Annotated in this window: 13 protein-coding genes; 4 read left to right on the forward strand and 9 right to left on the reverse strand. The window is 73.5% G+C overall.

Translation table 11 applies throughout. The annotated features are described in order from the left end of the window. The first annotated feature begins 71 nt into the window (after nt 1-71). Complete coding sequence (locus tag ABTZ03_RS15835) at nt 72-1,139, forward strand: alcohol dehydrogenase catalytic domain-containing protein (RefSeq protein WP_350513527.1); 1,068 nt, start codon at nt 72-74, stop codon at nt 1,137-1,139. A gap of 51 nt (nt 1,140-1,190) precedes the next feature. On the opposite strand, the gene ABTZ03_RS15840 is transcribed toward ABTZ03_RS15835, so the two are convergent. Genes ABTZ03_RS15840 through ABTZ03_RS15865 form a run of 6 tightly spaced genes read right to left on the reverse strand, consistent with a single transcriptional unit; the run spans nt 1,191 to nt 11,486 of the window. Continuing rightward, nucleotides 1,191-1,544, reverse strand: a complete 354-nt coding sequence (locus tag ABTZ03_RS15840; protein ID WP_350513528.1) for a YciI family protein — start codon at nt 1,542-1,544, stop codon at nt 1,191-1,193. A 17-nt stretch (nt 1,545-1,561) separates the two neighbouring features. Further along, entirely contained in the window at nt 1,562-4,462 is a 2,901-nt protein-coding gene (locus tag ABTZ03_RS15845) for an NHLP bacteriocin export ABC transporter permease/ATPase subunit (RefSeq protein ID WP_350513529.1), read from the reverse strand. Next, nucleotides 4,459-6,783, reverse strand: a complete 2,325-nt coding sequence (locus tag ABTZ03_RS15850; protein WP_350513530.1) for an NHLP family bacteriocin export ABC transporter peptidase/permease/ATPase subunit — start codon at nt 6,781-6,783, stop codon at nt 4,459-4,461. Before ABTZ03_RS15850 ends, ABTZ03_RS15845 begins: the two co-directional genes overlap by 4 nt. Nucleotides 6,784-6,801: 18 nt before the next feature. Continuing rightward, nucleotides 6,802-7,614: a biotin/lipoyl-containing protein gene (locus tag ABTZ03_RS15855; RefSeq protein ID WP_350513531.1), complete on the reverse strand. Its 813-nt coding sequence runs from the start codon at nt 7,612-7,614 to the stop codon at nt 6,802-6,804. Continuing rightward, the gene (locus tag ABTZ03_RS15860) at nt 7,611-9,188 is read right to left on the reverse strand and encodes a SagB family peptide dehydrogenase (RefSeq protein WP_350513532.1); all 1,578 of its coding nucleotides are present in this window, start codon (nt 9,186-9,188) and stop codon (nt 7,611-7,613) included. The genes ABTZ03_RS15855 and ABTZ03_RS15860 overlap by 4 nt, the downstream gene beginning before the upstream one ends. Before the next feature lie 21 nt (nt 9,189-9,209). Next, the gene (locus tag ABTZ03_RS15865; protein WP_350513533.1) at nt 9,210-11,486 is read right to left on the reverse strand and encodes a TOMM precursor leader peptide-binding protein; all 2,277 of its coding nucleotides are present in this window, start codon (nt 11,484-11,486) and stop codon (nt 9,210-9,212) included. Nucleotides 11,487-11,711: 225 nt separating this feature from the next. Here ABTZ03_RS15865 and ABTZ03_RS15870 point away from each other — a divergent pair, with 225 nt between their 5' ends. After that, nucleotides 11,712-14,288 (forward strand): ATP-binding protein, encoded by a 2,577-nt coding sequence (locus tag ABTZ03_RS15870; protein WP_350513534.1) that lies wholly within the window; start codon nt 11,712-11,714, stop codon nt 14,286-14,288. Nucleotides 14,289-14,372: 84 nt separating this feature from the next. On the opposite strand, the gene ABTZ03_RS15875 is transcribed toward ABTZ03_RS15870, so the two are convergent. From ABTZ03_RS15875 to ABTZ03_RS15885, 3 genes are all read right to left on the reverse strand, one after another. Further along, on the reverse strand, nt 14,373-15,083 hold the full coding sequence (locus tag ABTZ03_RS15875; RefSeq protein WP_350513535.1) for a VOC family protein: 711 nt from the start codon (nt 15,081-15,083) through the stop codon (nt 14,373-14,375). Beyond that, the gene (locus tag ABTZ03_RS15880) at nt 15,017-15,907 is read right to left on the reverse strand and encodes a hypothetical protein (RefSeq protein ID WP_350513536.1); all 891 of its coding nucleotides are present in this window, start codon (nt 15,905-15,907) and stop codon (nt 15,017-15,019) included. The genes ABTZ03_RS15875 and ABTZ03_RS15880 overlap by 67 nt, the downstream gene beginning before the upstream one ends. A 149-nt stretch (nt 15,908-16,056) precedes the next feature. Then, nucleotides 16,057-16,284 (reverse strand): hypothetical protein, encoded by a 228-nt coding sequence (locus ABTZ03_RS15885; RefSeq protein WP_350513537.1) that lies wholly within the window; start codon nt 16,282-16,284, stop codon nt 16,057-16,059. Between the two features lie 368 nt (nt 16,285-16,652). Here ABTZ03_RS15885 and ABTZ03_RS15890 point away from each other — a divergent pair, with 368 nt between their 5' ends. Both ABTZ03_RS15890 and ABTZ03_RS15895 read left to right on the forward strand, forming a co-directional pair. Next, nucleotides 16,653-17,642 (forward strand): helix-turn-helix transcriptional regulator, encoded by a 990-nt coding sequence (locus ABTZ03_RS15890; RefSeq protein ID WP_350513538.1) that lies wholly within the window; start codon nt 16,653-16,655, stop codon nt 17,640-17,642. 153 nt (nt 17,643-17,795) lie between these two features. Further along, nucleotides 17,796-19,472, forward strand: a complete 1,677-nt coding sequence (locus ABTZ03_RS15895; protein WP_350513539.1) for an LCP family protein — start codon at nt 17,796-17,798, stop codon at nt 19,470-19,472. The last annotated feature ends 182 nt before the right edge of the window (nt 19,473-19,654 follow it).

Genomic DNA, 19,654 nt, shown 5'->3' on the forward strand with positions numbered 1-19,654 from the left:
CCGGGCCACTGGCTAGCGTCCGAGTCCACCCCTTCAACCAGTGGACATTAGCCCCCCGAGGAGGCCGCGCCATGCGCGCCGCAGTCATCGAAGAGCTCAGCAAGCCCCTGGTCGTCCACGACGTCCCCGACCCCGGCTGCCCGCCCGACGGCGCCGTCCTCCGGGTCGGCGCCAACGGCATCTGCCGTACCGACTGGGCCCTCTGGGCGGGCGAGTTCTGGACCGGCGGCCCCACCCTCGCGCCCCCCTTCGTCCTCGGCCATGAGTTCGCCGGCACCGTCGTCGAAGTCGGCTCAGCAGTACGCGACTGGCACGAAGGCGATCGCGTGATCTTCCCGATGAACCCCGGCTGCGGCACCTGCCCGATGTGCCGCGACGGCCACCAGCACGTCTGCGACAACGTCGACGCCCTCGTCCCCGGCGTCTCCTACTGGGGCGCCTTCGCCGAGTACGTGATGGTCCGCTTCGCCGACGTCAACCTGGTCCGCGTCCCCGACGCCGTCGGCTTCACCGACGTCGCTGCCCTCGCCTGCCGCTACATGACCGCCTTCCACGGCGTGGTCGACCAGGCCCGCGTCCGTGGCGGCGAGTGGGTCGCCGTGTACGGCGCCGGCGGCGGCATGGGCCTGTCCACCGTGGAGATCGCCGCCGCAACGGGCGCCAATGTGATCGCGATCGACCTCACCGAAGAGAAGTTGGCCGCCGCCCGCGCGCTGGGCGCCGTCCACACCGTCAACGCGACGGACGACGATCCCACCGAGGCCGTGAAGACCCTCACCCATGGCGGCGCCCACGTCTCGGTCGACGCCGTCGGCATCGCCGAGGCCTGCCGGAACTCCGTGCTCTCCCTCCGCACCCGCGGCAGGCACCTCCAACTCGGCCACACCACCGGCGCGGAGAAGGGAAACGTCCCCCTCCCGATCGACGTCATGCTGGTCAAGGAGCTGGAGTTCCGGAGCGCCTTCGGCATGCAGGCCCAGCGCTTCGGCACCATGCTCGCCATGATCGAATCCGGCCGCCTCGACCCCGGCCGGATCGTCTCCCGCACCGTCGGCCTGAGCGAGGCGGGCGCCGTCCTGGCGGACCTGGCGACGTACGGTCCGACCGGTGTGGTCGTCATCGACGACTTCCGGTCCTGAGCCGTCCGGCCCGCCCCCGACCAGGAGCGGGCCGCTTCCGCGGTCACGGCCTCAGGTCACCCGGACCGGCCGGACCTCGACCAGGTCGCCCGGTGCGGCGGGCATCCGGCGGGCCCAGGCGACGGCCTCCGACTCCTCCGGCACGTCGATCACCCACAGCCCGCCGAGGTGCTCGTGCCCCTCCCGGTACGGCCCGTCGGAGACCGGTGTCTCCTGCCCGCCGCCCGGCACCACCAGCCGGGCGCTGCAACTGCGCCGCAGTCCGCCGCCGTACCGCACGCCCACCCCCGCCTCGTGCAGCTCGCGTCCGAACCGCGCGTGCGCGGCGTCGAGTTCGGCCTGTTCGGCCTCGCTCAGCGCGTTCCAGACCCGCTCGTCGCCGTGAATGAGCAGGGTGTATTCCATGGTCCTCAGTTCTCCGTCTACATCTGCCGGTGTGCCAGCCGGGCGAACAGCCCGTCCCGGTCGGCCAACAGCTCCTCGTACCTGCCCTGTTGGACCACCCGGCCCTGGTCCATCACGATGATCCGGTCGGCTTCGGCCACAGTCGACAGCCGGTGCGCGATGACCACCCGGGTGGCGTTGAGTCTTCGCGTCGACTCGGTGACCAGCCGCTGGGTCGGGTTGTCCAGCGCGCTCGTCGCCTCGTCGAAGAAGACGATGCGGGGCCGGGAGACCAGTGCCCGGGCGATCATCAGCCGCTGCCGCTGGCCGCCGCTCAGCGTGCTCGTCCCCTCCGAGAGCACGGTGTTCATGCCCATCGGCATGGCCGCGATGTCCTTGTCGATGCCGGCCATCTCGGCGGCGGCCCAGGCGTCGTCCAGGGTGTGGTTGGTGGAGCCGACGATGTTGGCCTTGATGTCGCCGGCCAGCAGGGCGCCGTTCTGGAGCACCACGCCGCACTGCCGCCGCACCGCCGAGACCTCCAACTCCCCGAGGTCCTGGCCGTCGTAGAGCACCGTCCCGCTCTCCGGCCGCTCGAAGCCGAGCAGCAGCCGCAGCACGGTGGACTTGCCGCTGCCGGACGGGCCGACGACGGCGACGAACTCGCCCGGCTCGATGCTCAGCGTGACGTCCTGGAGGGCGGCCGGGCCGTCCTCGCCGTAGCGGAAGGTGACGTGGCTCAGGCCGAGGCGACCGGAGAGGTCGCCGGGGTCGGCCTTGCTGTCGTCGACCTCGGGCTTCTCCTCCAGGATCGGCCGCAGCCGCTCCAGCATCGGCACCACGCCGAGCGCGGTGACGGCGGCCGAGGTGAACTGGAGGCTGGAGGCGATCAGCAGGTTGAAGGCGGTGAAGAAGGACAGGAAGACCGGGATCGGCACCTCACCGCCCAGCGGCCCGGCGATGACCCCGAAGACCACCACCGAACACATCAGCGGGAAGCCCGCGTTGAAGGTGGTGACGGCGTTCTGCACCCGGCGGGAGGAGGCCGCCAGCCCCCGCCCCTTGCCGAGCTCGGCGGCCCACACCCCGAACACCCGGTCCTCGGCCGCGGTGACCCGCAACTTGGGGACGGCGGTGAGCAGTTGGAAGACCCGGGCGGACATCGCCTGCTCGTGCGAGTACAGCCGGCGCTGCCAGCGGACCTCCAGCCGCCCGGCGGCCAGGCCGACGGCGACGCCGACCAGCACCAGCAGGGTGGCCAGGCCGGCCAGCCGCAGGTCGTAGAAGTAGACCAGCACCAGGTTGGCGAGGCCGGTCAGCAGGCCGAGGGTCGCCGTGGTCATCATCCCGGAGAGGGTCTCCTGGGCGGCGCTGACGCCGAGCACCGTGGTGCCGAGCTCGCCGGTGGAGTAGTTGGCGAAGAACGGCGCGGGCAGCGACAGCAGCCTGGTCCAGACGCCGACCTGCATCGCCGCGGTGGAGCGGCTCTCGATCCGCAGCACCGCGATGTTCTGCACGATGGACAGCGCGGCGACCGCCATCGCGGAGCCGATCACCACCAGCGCGCCCTCGGTGATCAGGTTGCGCTGGGCGTGGGCGACGAAGGTGCCGAGCACCTCGCCGGTCATCACCGGGACGAGCAGGCCGATCAGCGCGACCAGGGCGGCCATCCCGGTGAACATCCACAGGTCCTGCCGGTTGTTGCGCAGCCCGAAGCGGAGCAGCCCGGCGACCGAGCGGACGGCGGCCGGCAGCGGCCGGTACAGCACGGTGGCCTTGTTCTGGAGTTCGGCGGCGAGCTTCGGGGTCAGCGGGGTGACCTTGCCGCCCTCGGCCAGTACGTAGCCGCTGCCGAGCGGGAGCAGGGCGACGGGGGCGCCGGCCTTGCGGTAGGCCACCATGGCGCCGAGGTCGCCGCGCCACCAGGTGCCGTCCAGCCGGACGGAGCGGGTGCGCACGTGCGAGGCCAGGGCGATCGCCTGGAGCCGGTCGAGGCGTCGGTCGTGGCCGTTGCCGGCCACCGGGGCGGTGACGGCGAAGCCCTCGTGCGCGGCGACCAGCCGGGCGGCGGCCAGGGTGGGCTCGTCGCCGGTGGCGTCGCCGATCCGCAGCCGGGAGGAGGTGTCGCGCAGGATGGTCTCGAAGCCGCGCGCGGAGTCGGCGAGGGTGCCGGCGTCGCGTTCCCGGCGGGCGGCGATCAGCTCGGTCTCGGTGCCCCGGCGGGCCTCGATCCGGCGGTCGACGGCGTCCAGCAGCCGCCCGCAGTGGGTGGCCAGGCGTTCCCACAGGCCGCCCTGGTCGAGCAGTTGGCGCGGGGAGCGGGCCAGGACGGTGGCCGGGCCGGCCGCGATCAGCCAGTCCCGTTCGGTGAGGCAGAGCTCGGCGCCGGCGGTGAGCTCGCCGCCGGCGCCCTCGGGCGCCTCGACGCCGCCCTCCTCGACCCGCACCCACTGGAGGCCGTCGACCGAGCGGAGCGCCTGGCCCTTCTTGAGGACGGTGGGGTCGACGGGGTCGAGCGGGGTGAACTCGCGGGGCGGCAGGGTGTCCCGCAGGGCGCCGGCCAGCGCGGTGAGGCCGCGGGCCAGGCCGCCGAGGAACTGGTCGACGGCGCCGCCGCCGGCCGCGGACAGCCCGTCCACCCGGGCGGTCGGCAGGAAGGCCAGTTCGGCGCCGAGCACCGGCCGGACGACGATGCCCCGGCGCTGCCCGGCCCCGGCCGCGCCGGGTACCAGGGTGCCCGCCGCGATCCGGCAGAGGAAGTGCCAACGGCCCTGCGGCACACCGGAGTCGAGCTGTACGGCGAACAGGTCGACGGCGCCGGAGCGGACCAGCAGCAGCCGCTCCGGGTCGTCCAGCACCAGGTAGCGGTCGGCCAGCGGCTCGACCGGCGAGGCCGCCCCGGCGAGCAGCGGCGAGCAGACTTCCACGGCAAGCGTCACAGCTCGTCCTCCTCCTCGCGGCGCGCCGACTCGATGAGCGCGGTGTAGTGCCCGCCGAGCGCCAACAGCTCGTCGTGGGTGCCGCGTTCGACGATCGAGCCCTCGTGCAGCACGATGATCTCGTCGGCGTCGCGGACGGTGGAGAGCCGGTGCGCGATGATCAGGCAGGCGCAGCCGCGGCGGCGCAGGTTGTCCATGATCACCCGCTCGGTCTCCGGGTCGAGCGCGCTGGTCGCCTCGTCCAGCACCAGCAGGGTCGGCTCGCTGGCCAACGCCCGGGCCAGTTCCAGGCGTTGGCGCTGGCCGCCGCTGAAGTTGCGGCCGCCCTCCAGGACCGGGCTGTGGATGCCGCCGGGGCGGGTCATCACGGTGTCGAAGACGGCGGCGTCGCGCAGCGCGGCGGTGACCGCCTCGTCGGGGACGTCGTCGTTCCACAGCGTCAGGTTGTCCCGGACGGTGCCCTCGAACAGCGAGATGTCCTGGTCGACGTAGGCCAGCGAGGAGGCCAGCACGGTCCGCGAGATCTCCTCGCGGGGCCGCCCGTCCAGCAGGATCCGGCCGGACCACGGGGTGTAGAGCCCGGTGAGCAGCCGGCCCAGGGTGGACTTGCCGCTGCCGGAACCGCCGACCACGGCGACCCGGCGGCCGGGCACGACGGTCAGGTCGAGGCCCTTGATGATCGGCTCCGACAGCGGGCTGTAGCCGAAGCGGACGTCCTCGAACTCCAGGGTGCCGTCCAGCTTGGGCCCGGCCGGCGGCTCGGGCCGGGCGAAGGCGGCGGCCACCGGGTAGCGCTCGACGTCGTACAGCCGCTTGATGTCGGCGGTGACGTCCTGCAACCGGCCGCCCAGGTTGGTGAGTTGGGTGACCGGGCGGCTGAGCGCGGCGAGCAGGGTCTGGAACGAGACCAGGATGCCGACGCTCATCGCGCCGTCCACCACCCGCTGGCCGCCGACCAGCAGGATCAGCCCGCTGTTGAGCGCGGCCAGCATCGGCGGCACCACGGTGAGCACGGCGCTGGGGATGCCCAGCTTCTGCTTCGCCGTGACGACCTTGGCGAGGAAGCCGGCCCAGCGTCCGAAGGCGTCCTGCTCGGCGCCGGTGGCCTTGACCGTCTCGATCAGCGAGAGGGTGGTGAAGGTGGTGGCGGTGAGGTTGCCGCGGTCGGTGCGCAGCGCGGCGACCGCGTCGGTCCGGGCCCGGGCGACGGCCTGCAGCACGACCACGTTGAGCAGCGCCATGCCGACGCCGACCACCCCGAGGAGGATGTCGTAGCGGATCAGCACGGCCGCGTAGAACAGCACCAGGCCGAGGTTGATCACGGTGAGCGCGAGGTCGCGGGAGAGGATCTCGGCGACCACGTCGTTGCCGGAGACCCGCTTGGCGACCTCGGCCGGGCGGCGCTGGAGGAAGAAGTCGACCGGCAGCCGCAGCAGGTGCCGGAAGAACCGGGCGGAGCTGACCAGCCCCATCCGGATCTCGATCCGCAGCAGGTAGTGCCGTTGCACGGAGGTCAGCACGAAGACCACCACGGCGGTGGCGGTCATGGCGGCCAGCAGCGGGAGGAGGTAGCCGCTCCCGCTGCCGGCCAGCACCCGGTCGATGAACACCCGGGTGTACGCGGGGATCGCGATGCCGGGCAGCACCAGCAGCAGGCTGGCGAGCAGCACCAGGGGCATGGCGCGGCCGGTGGGCAGCCGGCGTTCCAGCAGGGCGCGGCCGATGCCGCCCTTGTCGCCGCCGGGCTCGAAGTCGGGGCCCTTCTCGAAGGAGAGCACGATGCCGGTGAAGCCGGAGTCGAACTCGTCCCACTCCATCAGCCGGGGGCCGCTGGCCGGGTCGTTGACGGCGACGACGGTGCGGCCGTACCGGGTGCGGACGCCCTCGACGACCATGAAGTGCTGGAAGGCCCAGAAGATGATCACCGGGCCGTCGAGGTCGCGGAGCTTCTCGGCCTCGGTCTGGTAGCCGCGGGCGGTCAGCCCGTACGTCCGGGCGGCGTTCAGCAGGGTGGAGGCGCGGGCGCCGTCGCGGGAGACCCTGCAGACGCCGCGCAGGTCCTCCAGCGGGACCCAACGGCCGTGGTGGGCGAGGATCATGGCGAGGCTGGCGGCGCCGCACTCGACCGACTCCATCTGCAGGACGGTCGGCACGACGTGGCGCCAGCGCCGCGGCGCGGCCGCCCGGGTGGGGCGGCCGCGGCGGGGCCTCTTCTTCTTCGGCGAGTTCTTCTCCGACGGATTCCCCTCCGACGGATTCAGCTCGGACGGATTCCCCTCCGGCGGAACGGAGGCGGTCTTCTCCGGGGTCACGGCGGTCATCGGATTCGGAGCCCCCTCTCAGCGGCCGAGGATCAGGTTGAACGGGGTCTGCTTGCCCACGTTGATGGTGGCGGTGACGGAGACCTGGGTGCCCAGCGGGTTCGGCGGGCCGCTCTGCGAGGTCCAGGCGAAGCCGCTCGGGGTGTTCGGGTCGGGCGTCAGCTCGACCACGACCAGCCGGGGCGCGTCCTTGCCGAGGTAGCGCTGGGCGGCGAGGTCGCCGCCGACCAGCCCGGAGACGGCCTCCCGGGTGAGCGCGTACGGGCTGACCGAGCTGACGGTGCCGCGCAGCAGGCCGAAGGCGCCGGCCGGGGTGGTGGACACGTTGAGGTCGACCTGGTCGCCGGGCTCCAGCCCGACGGTGCGGGTGGCGGGCACGAACACCATCGCGACCACGGCCTCCTTGGGGTCGTCCACCCGCTCGACCGAGGCGACCGGCGAGCCGGGGGCGACCACCTGCCCGTCGGTGACCGACAGGCCGACCACCCGCCCGCCGAACGGGCTGGTGATCTCCCGACTGTGGCCCTCGGTGTCCTCGACCCGGACCACCGACTGGCCCTGCTGGACCTGGTCGGAGGGCTTGGCGAGCACCGTGCGGACCATCCCGCCGTACGGGCTCTGGATCATCGCGGTGCCGTGCGGGTGGGTCAGCAGGCCGGGGGCGTCGACGGTGATCGGGATCGTCCCGGCGAAGGTCCACAGCAGTGCCGCCGCCATGGTGATCATGACGACGAACAGGGCGATCCAGCCCCGCGGCGCGGCGAGCAGGGTGGGCGAGTCCAGCTCGTCCGGCTCGCGCATCCGCTGCAGGGCCTTGAAACGGAACTTCATCGTCTGGCTTCTCTCCGGGGGGCGCGCGGCACACCGACGTCCTGGCGCAGCGCCGCCGGGCGGCTGCCGATCACCAGTTCGCCGACGGTGCCCTCGGTGAAGTAGTCCAGGCCGCTGGCCGCCGCGAAGTCGGCCGCGTCGCCGCCGCCGAGGCCGCAGACCGCGAGGTCCATCGCGGTGCCGACCAGGTAGAGGGTCTGGTAGAGCGCGCCGACGTGCTTGAGGACCAGCGGGTAGGCGACTGTCTCGTACTTCCACATCACCCGGCCGAACCGCGCGGTGACCAGCAGCACCACCTGCGGGTCGGCCTGCATCAGGCTGGACTCGCGGGCGCTCTTGACCAGTTGGGCGGTGGCCGGGCTCGGCGCGCTGACCAGCTCCAGCTCGTGCCGGTCGGTCGCGTAGTGCCACAGCCCGGGCTCCAGGCCCGCGCAGGAGGTGACCAGCGGGTACAGCTCCAGCTCGTGCACCGCGCCGCCGCTCGGGTACGGCCGGTCGGCCAGCTCCTGGCCGTCCCCGCCGGTGAAGGTCTGCCGGCGGCGGGCGCTGCGGTAGAGCAGCTCGCCGAGCTGCGCCAGGGTGATCGGCGCCTGCTCGTCGTGGTCGCGCACCGAGCGGCGCTGCTCCAGCACCTCGGTGAACGGCCGGTCGGCGCGGGCGAGTTCGTCCAGGTCGGGGACGGGCAGGGTGACCTTCGCGCCGGGGAACGGCGCGGGCGAGGCCGGCTCGGGGGCGAAGCGGTCGCCGAACCGGTAGGTGCCGCCGTACCCGGCCACGCTGGTGGGCCGCCGGGTGCGGGAGTGGAAGGCGAGGTCGGCGGCCGTCCACTGGGCGAAGCGCTGCTCCTCGGCCTCCGGCTCGGCGCCGGGGGCGCCGTAGGCCAGCAGCCCGGCCGCGGCGAACAGCCGCAGGGTCTGCCGGACGGCCTCCAGCGGGAGCCCGCCCGGGAGTTGGGCGAGCGCGGCGGGGCTGGTCCAGTCGGCCAGGGCGGCCAGCAGACCGGCCGCCCGGGTGGTCAGCTGGACGGCCAGCGGGCTGCCCGGGGCGCGCACCAGCAGGGCGCCGTCCTCGACCGCGGCGGAGGCGAAGCGGGACAGCTTCACCTGCCCGGTCGGGTCCGGGGTGGGGCCCGGCTCGGCGGCGCCCCGGCCGACCGGGCGCAGCCGGGCCAGCGGCTCGTCCGCGGCCGCGCCGGTGCCGGTGCCGGTGCCGTTGCCCGGGCCGGTGCCGTCGTCCGGGCCGGTGCCGTCGCCCACGAGGTGGACGGAGTGCTCCAGCAGCCCCACCGTGCCGAGCCGGCGGCGGGTCAGCTGCCAGCGCAGCAGTCCGGCGTCGCCGTCCCGGGCGGCGACCAGGGCGGCCAGCTCCTCCTCGGTCTGCTCGGCGGCGGCCAGCGCGGCCACCGCCGCCATGGCGCCGGGCGCCAGGTCGGACAGGTTCAGCGCGCCGATCGGCGCGGTCAGCCGGACGGCCTTCGGGCCGAGCGGGGTGAGCGCGCCGTCGGGGCGCAGCCGCAGCCGGCGCACCGCACGGGCGGTCGCGGGCCGGTGGATCCGGTCAAGGGCGGTGGTCATCGCGTCGGTACCCGGCCGTTCCTAGAAGAAGACGTTCTTCGGGTTGAACTGCTCCTCGGTGAGCGGAGCGGCCAGCCGGCCCTGGCGGACCGGCACGTCGTAGAGCCGGCCGGGGGCGAGGCGGCGCCAGAAGTGGCGCATGCCGGGGGCGATCACCTTGACCACGGCGAGGTCGAGGTCGGGGCGGCTCTGGTCGAGCACGATCACCTCGACGCCGGCCCGGCGGGCGCGTTCGACGCAGTCCCGGACGTGTCCGGCCAGGTCGTCGCCGGCGAGCGGGGCGAAGTCGGCGAGGGTGCTGGCGGGCAGCTCACGGGCGGGCAGCAGCCAGGGCTCGTCCGCGATCGTCGCGGTCCGGCACCACTCCAGGGTCTCCAGGTCGTCGGTGCGGTAGAGGGTGTTCCCGTCCTCGTCCCGGCGGTCGATGAACGGGAGGAACTGGTTGACCTCGGTGAGCGCGCGGATCGCGGCGATCCGCGGGTCCGGGTGGGCGCCGAAGCCGACCATGATGTCCTCGACCGCGTGCTTGCGGCGGGAGATCGCGGCGAACACCGGCACGCCGAGGTCGGAGGTGATGTCCAGGACCCACAGCTCGCGGTCCACCGAGGCGTAGAAGGCGCGCATGGTGTCCACGTACGGGTCGTTCAGCGAGTCCAGGTCGAACTCGGGCTGGGCGGTGCGGTTGTACCACCACAGCGCCACCGCGTCGCGCTCGACGACCTCGCAGAAGCCCTGGAGGATCGCCTCCTCCAGGGTGTTGCCGCTGGCGCAGCCGTTGGAGTCGCCGACGCAGTAGAAGTGCTGCTGGAGGTCGGGGTGGCCGTACCAGGCGTAGCCGGAGGGGACGAGCCGCTCCTCGTCGTGGGTGAGCGACCAGGCGCGGGTCCAGTCCAGTTCGGCGTCGACCGGGAACGGGTCGGGCACCAGGTGGAGGCGGTGCTTGGGGTCGGCGTTCCACTCGGCGCGGCCGGCGAACTGGGCGTCGGAGAACTGGAGCAGGGCGTCCATGTGGACGGCCACGGCCGGGTCGAGGTCGCGGTAGGCGGCCCGGACGACGGGCTCCTCGCCGCGCCAGACCGCCGAGTAGCGCTCGATCGCCTCGCAGATCGCGCTGACCTTGGCCTGGATCTCGGAGCGGCCCTTGCCGCCGCTCTGGCCGCGCATGTTGCGGCGCAGCAGGTCCATGTTGTCGTTGACCATGGCGAAGTTGTGGCCGGCGGTGAAGCTGTAGGTGATGCCGTTGCCGGTGTCGTCGTGCGCGCCGAGGCGGGTGATCGCGCCCAGGTGCGGGCTGATGTGGTGCTTGAGCCGGTCGTAGGTGAACTGCGGGGCCTGGACCCGGTAGCCGCCGTCGGTGGTGTGCCGGGCCGGGCTGGGCTGGAGGACGACCTTGGGGCTGCGCTCGGTGAGCAGGGCCGGGTCGCCGCAGCTCGGGCACTGCGGCTGGCGGACCAGCGTGTGCTCGGTGGTCTGCAGGGTGTTGAGGTCGAGGCTGACCATGGTGCCGGCCAGGGCGGAGCAGCACTCGTCGGCCAGGATCCGGGCGGCCTCGGTGGCCAGCAGCTGGGCGGTCATCGCCGGTCCGGCCGGGATCGCGGCGCGGGTGGGGTGCAGCGGCACGGTCTGGCCGCGCTTGCCGGCCAGGTAGCGCTCGACCTGGCGGTTGCCGCTGATCCGCTGGGCCAGGCAGGTCCAGCAGCCGGTCTCGTCGGGGCGCAGCAGCGGGCCGAGCCAGGGGGAGGTGCCGGTGGGCTTGGCGAGCAGCCAGGCGCGCCGGTCGGCCAGCCGGGCGGTGTTCAGCCGCTCCAGGGCGGGGTCCAGGTAGTCGTCGGTGAGGGCGACGACCAGGGTGTCCGGGCCGGCCGCGACGGCCTGCTCCTCGGTCACGGCGCGGGCGCGCAGGCCGGTGGCGGTGAGCGCGTCGACCAGCGGGGCGGCTTCGGCGGCGCCGAGGGCGAGCACCAGCAGTTCGGTGGCCCGGGCGGCCTCCAGCGCGACGGCCGGGTCGACGCCCTGGGCGTCCCAGTAGGCGAGCACGTGGTCGGGCAGGTCGGGCCGGCCCTCGGCGAGGTGCCCGGCCGCCTCGTAGCGGCGCAGCGCGGTCAGCGCCTGGCCGAGCGGGACCTCGGCGCCCAGTTCCTGGAGGATCTCGGCGACGGTGCGCCGTCCGTCCAGGTAGGGCAGGAGGCGCACCGCGGCGGCCCCCGGGACGAGGTAGTCCTGCCCCTCTCCGAGCAGGAAGACCTTCTCGCCCACCGTTTCGGTGAGGAAATGGGCCTTGAGCCGCGGACGCTCCATAAGTCATCCCCCTGTGTTCACAAGTTCCTTGCGAGTATTCGAGCACGTCACCAATTCGGCTGTACATACTGCATATTCGGCAGGGTGGTCGAGTTACGCATCGAGCGGAATTACGTATTCCGCGCGGACGGTACGTAGCCCCGTACGTATTAGCCCGGAACATTGACAGGGGGGTGCCGGAGGCGATATTGGTGTGTCCGCAGGCGCGTACGACGGGGGGTTGCGGTGCCGACTGGAGTTTTGCTGCACCGGGAGACGGAGCTGGCCGAGCTGGCCCGGGCGGTGGCCGGCGCGGGGGTGGGTCGATCCGCTGTCGTGCTGGTCAGAGGCCCGCGCGGGATCGGGAAGAGCGCGCTGCTGCGGGCCGCGCTGGCCCGGATACCGGGCGAGGCGGTGGTGCTGCGGGCCCGATGTCACGCCAACGAACGGGACTTTCCGTACGGCGTGGTGCGCCAGCTCTTCGACCCTTTCATGGGCATGACAAGTGGCTCGACGGCCGCCTCCCAATTCCTGGGCGAATCACCCGACGAATTCCTCACCGAAGCCCTTCCGGGCACAGTTCACGGAACCTCCGGGGCGCGCACCGAAAACGCCGGAAACGGGCGCGAACGGGTCCTGAGCAATCTTTTCCACGCGGCCCGCTCGCTCACCTCCCGGACCCCCGTCGTGATGGCCGTGGACGACCTCCACCTGGCCGACGAGGAGTCCCGGCAGTGGTTCTCCTACCTCGCCCGCCGGCTCGACGGCCTGCCCGTCGCCCTGCTCGCCAGCACCGCCGACGAGGCCGCCGACCCGCTCGCCGCCGAACTCGCCGCGCTGCGCCACGCCCGCACCCTCACCCCCGGCCCGCTCTGCGACAGCTGCGTGGCCGAACGCGTCGCCGAGGAGTTCGACGCCCCGGTCGACCCGGAACTCGCCGCGGTCTGCCACGACCTCTCCCGGGGCAACCCCCTGGTGGTCGAGGAACTCACCGCCCGCCTGGCCGCCGCCCGGATCCCGCCCGGATCGCCCGACCTCGACATCGTGCTGCGGATCGGCGCCGGCGCCCTCGCCGACACCACCCTCAGCTGGCTGCGGCAGAGCCACCCCCGCGCGGCCGAACTGCTCACCGGCCTCGCCGTGCTCGGCACCGACGCCGACCTCGCCACCGCCGCCCTGCTCACCGGCCAGGGCGAACTGCTCGCCGACGAGGCCCGCGAGGCGCTGCGCCGCACCGACCTGATCGACCCCGGCCCGCCCGAGACCTTCCGGCACGAGCTGGTCCGCACCGCCGTCCTGGCCCGCACCGACCCGCGCGTCCTGGTCGCCCTGCACGAGCGCGCCGCCGCCCTGCTGGCCCGCCTCGGCGCCCCGGCCGCCCGCACCGCCGAACACCTGATGTCCTCCGGCACCACCGGACTGGACTGGGCCGTCCCGGTGCTGCGCACCGCCGCCAAGGAGGCCGCCGCCGACGGCCACTGGGACGACGCCGCCCGCTACCTCCAGCGCGCCCTCGCCGACGCCGCCGACCCGGACCTGGTCCGCTCGCTCACCGGACAGCTCGGCGCCGTCGAACTCCACCGCGACGTGGCCGCCGCCGCCCGCTGCGCCGCCGGCCTGGCCGCCACCCCCGACCCGGTCGAACGGGCCCGACTGCTGCGGCCGTTCACCGGGCCGGTGCTCGCGCTCAGCGCGGCCGGCGCCGCCGCCGTCCCCTTCGCGGAGGCCGCCGGAGCGCTGGTCGCCGGGACCCTGGTCGCCGGGGCGCGGACCGCCGCCGGCCCGCCACCGGCCGACCTGCTGCTGCCGCTCGCCGCCCAGGCCGCGCTGACCGGCCGGCGCACCGCGCTGCGGCCCGCCCTGGCCGCACTGCGGGCCGAGCCCGCCGCACCCGCCGCCACCGCCCTGCTCGGCGCGCTGGCCGCGCTGGCCGCAGCCGGGGGGCGGCCGCGTACGGCCGTGCGGCTGGCCGGACGCTGCGTGCGCCGGGTCTCGCCCGCCGAGGCCGGGACGGACGTGCTGGGCGCGGCGATGGCCTACGCCTGGACCGGACGCCTGGACGAGGCCGCCGCCTGGGTCGGCCGGGCGGTCCGCTCCGCCCAGCGCTGGAACCACCGCGCCGAACTCGCCCTCGCCCTGCTGGCCCGCGCCGACATCGCCCACCGGCAGGGCCGGCTGGACACCGCCCTCGCCGACGCCGAACAGGCCGCCGAACTGGCCGGGCAGATCCGGGCCGAGGACCTCGCGGGCGCCGCCCGGGCGCTCGCGGTACGGGCCCGGCTGCGGCGCGGCCTGCCGGTGGACGCCGCCGCCCTCGCCGCGGTCGAACTGCCCGCGGAGGCGCATCCGTTGCTGCGCGGGGTGCTGCTGGAGGCGCGCGGGCTGGTCGCCGCGCAGCGCGGCGACCACCAGCAGGCGCTGCGGCTCTTCCTGGAGTGCGGGCACCAGCTGGCCGCCCGCGGCGTGGCCAACCCGGCCTGCGTGCCGTGGCGCACCCACGCGGCCCAGGCCTACCAGGCGCTCGGTGAGCACGCCGCGGCCCGGACCATCGCGGCCGATCCGCTGCCCGGCGGCGACCCCCGGCCGCGTCCGGCCGAGCCGCGCGGCGGCCCGGCCATCGGCACCCGCGACGCGGGGCCGGTCCGGCTGACGCCGAGCGAGCGGCGGGTCACCGAACTGGTGCTGCAGGGCCTGAGCAACCTGGAGGTCGCCGAGCGGCTCTGCCTCAGCAAGCGCACCGTGGACACCCACCTGGGCCGGATCTACCGCAAGCTGGCCATCAAGGGGAGGCCCGAACTGGGCGCCGCCGTCAAGGCGTTGTGAGGCGCGAGGCGGGGGCTGTGACGCGGGGCGGGGGCTGTGACTCAGGGCGGGGGCTGTGACGCGCGGCGCCGCGGCCGGGGCGGCTCAGCCCGCCGCCACGACGCCGAACTCCGCCCCCCAGGGGTCGCGCAGCACCGGCGGCTGCTCCCGACCCGGCCGGACCAGCCGGGCGCCCAGCCCGACCGCCTGCCGCACGGTCTCCGCCGGGTCGGCCGCGCCGAAGTGGGGCAGCCAGCACGGCCGGCCCTGGTCGCTCTCCACCACCCGGGCGTGCGGGACGCCGTCCAGCGTGAACTCCCCCTCCGGGCCGAGTCGGTAGCCGAAGAGCGACCCGTAGAAGTCCTCGGCCCGGGTCGCGGAGGGCACCCGCAGCTCGTGCCCGCAGATCGCGCCCGGTTCGTCGGCGAGCACCACGCCCTCGGCCCGGGCGCCCTCCCAGAAGCCGACGGTGACGCCCGAGGGGTCGACGGCGAGCAGCAGCCGCCCGTTCTCCCCGGCCGGCACCGGCGGCATCACCACTCGCCCGCCCAGCAGCCCGACCCGGGTGCAGCAGTGGTCCGCGTCCTCGGTCGCCAGGTAGACGTTCCAGGCGGCCAGCGGCGGCAGCCCGGCCGGGGCGGCGCCGAAGCCGCCGATGACCTCCCCGTCGAGCACCGCCAGCTGGTAGTCCGGCGACTCGGTGACGAACTCCCAGCCCAGCAGCGCCGAGTAGAACTCCCGGCTGCCGCTCAGATCGGGAGTGATGCAGTCAGCCCAGCACGGTGCGCCGATGGCATAGCCGGTACGTCGAGGCACGGGTCGTCCTTCTCCTTGGTCATGGCGTGATCGATCAGGCCGGCCGCCTCCTCCGCCCCGCTCACACCGGGCAGGTGCAGGCAGTGCGTCGGTGCGTCGGCGAGCAGGCCGCTGGAGCCGGCCGGCCAGGTCCGGGTGGTGAACTCCCATGGTGCCAGGCGTACTTCCTCGTCGACGCTGCGGCAGAGCCGGACGAGTGCCGGCGGGGCCAGTCGGGCCCGCACCGGGACGACCGGGCCGAGGCTCTCCGGCCGTACCAGCAGCACCTCGCCGCCGACCGGCGAGGTGACGGTGCGCCACGTCCCCTCGGGCAGCCCGGCGCCGCGCAGCCGGGCCGCGGCCGCCCCGCGCGCCTCCAGCGGCGCGAGGTAGGGCAGCACGTGTCCGGTGCGGCGGTCCAGCACCAGCAGTCGTCCGGAGACGAACTCCCAGGAGCGCTGCGCCAGCGCGGCGCCCACGTTGGCCTGCTCCGAGTACGGCCCGCCGACCAGGGCGACGGTGGCGTCGCCCTTGGCGAGCACCACGGCGGGGGTGAGGCAGAACCGGTCCTGGAGCGCCGCGAACGGCGGCACCGCGCCGGGGACGTTCCCCCAGCCCCGGCAGGTGCGGCGCAGCAATGGCGTTCCGTCACTGCGGCGCACCAGGAAATCGCCGGGTGCGCCCTTCCCCGGGCCGCCGGAGAATTCCACCCGCAGTTGGTCGGGGTCCCGGGAATTCCCGGTGAGGTGCGGCCCGAAATGGAACGCGATCTCGTCGCGGTCGGCCTGGACGAGGGCGATTTCGAGGCCGAAGAAGTTCAGCACAATCGGCTCGATGACCGGCACTGTCGCTCCTGGCAGGTTTGTTGCACATTCAATTGATGCGGCGGTCCGGAGTTCGTCCGGCTCGCGGCCGCTCGGACGGGCGGGTGGGAACTGCCCGTCGGTCGATCGTGGCGGGAGGCGTCAGGCGCCTCGAACCGCTGGTGGGAGGGTTATCCCCAGCGCCAGTCGGCCGGGGTGGCCTCGCCGCCGAGCATCAGCAGCTGGCTCGGGCGGAGCTGGTTGGTGAGATGGTTCGTGAACTGTTGCACCGAGGTGGTGGCGGGGCCGACGGCCGGTACGGGGCTCGGCGCGGCCTGTGCGGATCCGGCCAGGAAACCGCCCGCGGCGGCCACGGCGACCGCGGCGGTACAGGCGAGCTTGCGGCAGGAAAGCAGCATGGAAATCCCCCAGGAAAAGTACGTTCGGAAGCGGGTGCCGGCCGATTCCCCGACTCGGTCGGTCGGCCGTCGGTGATGACGGTCCGTGATCATCGGCGGGCCCGGCGGGGGAGCTCGCGGCTCCCCGACAACCGAAAGTCTGGAGGATGTCGAGGGCTGCCGGAAGGTGTTCGGGGCGGCAGGAAGATCGCCGTGGCACCTTGGTGCCATTGCCTTCCTTTTACCTTTATCCCGACGGGCTCTTCCGGCGCACCGAAAGAAACGCTTCCGCAGTTGTCCTGACCTGCCCGTCCTGGCATGATCGGGCAGCGGACTTGTCCGGCCAAGTGCCGGAAATCGGTACCGGCCTCGGGGGAGTGGTGCAGCCGATGACGCGGAGGATCGACGACGCCGCGCAGGCGGTCTACCGGTTGATGCTGACCGATCATCAGCTCGATGTCGAGGGTCTGGCCGAACGGCTCGACCTGACCGGCGAGCAGGTCCGCGCCGCCCTCGACCAGCTCGCCGGGCTGCGCCTGCTCCGCCCCTGCGAGGAGGGGGACCCGGGCGAGCTCTCCGGCAACCTGCGCCCGGTCGATCCGCGGGTCGGCCTGCCCGCCCTGCTGCGCCACTACGAATCCGTCCAGCAGCGCGCGCAACTGGAGTTCGAGCGCCGCCAGGCCGAGATCTCCGGCATGCTCGCCCAGTTCCGCGACGAGTCCGCCCGGGAGGACAGCCAGCTGGAGCGGCTGCTCGGGATGGCCACCGTCGAGGCCCGGATGGAGGAGCTGGTCGGCGGGGTCCGCGACGAACTGCTCACCTTCAGCCCCGGCGGCGCCCAGTCCGCCGCCTCCCTCCAGGCCAGCCGCCCCGACAACGAGGCCCTGCTCGCCCGCGGCGTCACCATGCGCACCGTCTACCTGGACTCGGTGCGCAAGGACCGCGCCACCGTCCAGCACGCCGAGTGGCTCACCGGACTGGGCTGCGAGGTGCGGACGGCGCCCGCGCTGCCGCTGCGGATGCTGGTCATCGACCGCCAGGTCGCCCTCGTCCCGATCGATCCGGCCAACACCCTCAAGGGCGCCGTCCAGATCTCGTCACCGGGCGTGCTCGCCGCCCTGGTCTCGCTGTTCGACCAGACCTGGTCCGACGCCACCCCCTTCGGCGCCCCGCGCGAACGCGACGAGCAGGGCCTCACCCGTCAGGAACAGGAACTGCTGCGCCTGCTGGGGCAGGGCTACACCGACGAGGCGGCCGGCAAGCACCTCGGCCTCTCGCTGCGCACCGCCCGCCGGATGATGGCCGACCTGATGGACCGTCTGGGCGCGCGCAGCCGGTTCGAGGCGGGCCTGCTGGCGGGGCGCCGCGGTTGGCTCTGAGGCGCCCTCCGACGGGTGCAATCGGCGGTAAATCGGGTGCAGGGTGGGTAATTTGACGGCGAAGCGCTTTGGCCCGAACCGTTTCTGTGTTTCGCTGGCCGCTCCATGCCTGTCGAACACGGACCGAACGGTCCCGGAGCCGGGGGACACACCATGGCCGAGCACAGCGAACAGCAGCCGGACGCCGAGGAGCCGCCGTCGGGCGGTCGGGCGGCGGCCCGCAGGGCGACCGAGGGGCCCAAGCGCTCCCCGCTGCTGATCGCCGGCCGGGTGGCGGCCTGCACGGTCGGTTTCGCGGTCTTCGCGGCCAGCGGGGTGGTCTGGTACGAGTACACCTCGCTGACCGACGGGATGACCACGTCCAACGCGATCGAGCAGACCAAGAAGGACGCCCCCAAGCACCTCGACAACTCGGTCAACCTGCTGCTGATCGGCCTGGACAGCCGCAAGAACATGGACGGTTCGGACGTCGACCCGGCCATCGTCCAGAACGACCTGCACGCCGGTGCGGACTCCAGCATCGGCGGCTACAACACCAACTCGCTGATCCTGCTGCACATACCGGCCAACGGCGGCAAGGTGCAGGCGGTCTCCATCCCCCGCGACGACTACGTCATGACGTACGGCGCGGACGGCAAGGAGGCGGGCATGCACAAGATCAAGGAGGCCTACGGCAACGCCAAGGACGCGTTCAACGGCAGCGCCAAGGCCAAGGGGCTCAAGGGCGCCGACCTGGAGAAGGCCGGCCGGGACGCGGGCCGGGCGGCCACCATCCGGACCGTGCAGAAGTTCGTCGACCAGCCGGTGGACCACATCGCCGAGGTCAACCTGCTGGGCTTCTACGACATCGCCAAGCAGTTGGAGCCGATCGACGTCTGCCTGACCCACCCGGTGAACGACCCGATCATCGCCAGGACCCCCGGCCACGAGGGCGGCGGGACCGGCCTCAAGCTCCCGGCCGGAGTCAGTCACCTCAACGCCGCCGACGCGCTCTCCTTCGTCCGCCAGCGCCACAACCTCAACGACGGCCACGGGGACTCCGACGACTTCGCCCGCACCCACCGCCAGCAGGCCTTCATCTCCTCGGTGATGCACAAGCTCAAGACCCAGGGCGTGATCAGCGACCTCGGGGCGATGCAGAAGCTGTTCGGCGTGGTGCAGCAGGACCTGGTGATCGACAACCAGTGGAACGTGCTGGACTTCGCCCAGCAGGCCCCGGCACTGACCGGCGGCAACGTGGAGTTCAACACGCTGACGTACGACAACGGTGCGAAGCGGGACGGCCAGGACGTCAACCTGGTCACCCCGTCGAAGATCCAGAAGGTGGTCAAGCAGGTCTTCGGCTACGCCGACGCCGCCGCCCCCGCGCCCGCGCCGAGCGACACCCCGAGCGGGGACGCGACCCCGGCCCCCACGGCCGCCCCGACCGCCACCCAGGCCGCCGCCCCGGCCACCGTGGACGTGTACAACGCCTCCTCCGCCGCCGGGGTGTCCTCCGCCAACGAGGCCAAGGTCCTGGTCGGCCTGGGCTTCAAGCAGGGGGTGACCGGCCCGGCGCACACCAAACCGAAGGCCACCACGGTGACCTACGGCAAGGGCGCCAAGGAGGCCGCCGACCAGATCGCCGCCCGGTACGGCGTCACGGCCGCGGAGTCCGCCTCGGCCGGTTCCGGCCATGTGGTGGTCACCCTGGGCACCTCCTTCGACGGTGTCGCCTCCGACCGGCCCGCCGCCCCCAGCGCGGCGCCGAGCGACCCGACCGCCAACCTGCCGATGCAGGGCCCCAAGGTCGAGGCCCAGTCCGACGGCGGCATCCCCTGCGTCTTCTGATCCGCCCGCGCGGGCGTACCTGCCCGAATCGGGCGATTTCGAACGGTCTGTAGCGGGATGGTCCTGTGACTGCCGGGATCGTTGGTGTACCGGAGGTCCGTGTTCTTATCTGATCTCAATATGATCGGAAGCCGCGATAGTCGGTCCGTACCGACCTTCGTACGTACAACCTGGGAACGGCT

Origin of the sequence: Kitasatospora sp. NPDC096077 (assembly GCF_040303245.1) — a bacterium.
GTDB lineage: Bacteria > Actinomycetota > Actinomycetes > Streptomycetales > Streptomycetaceae > Kitasatospora.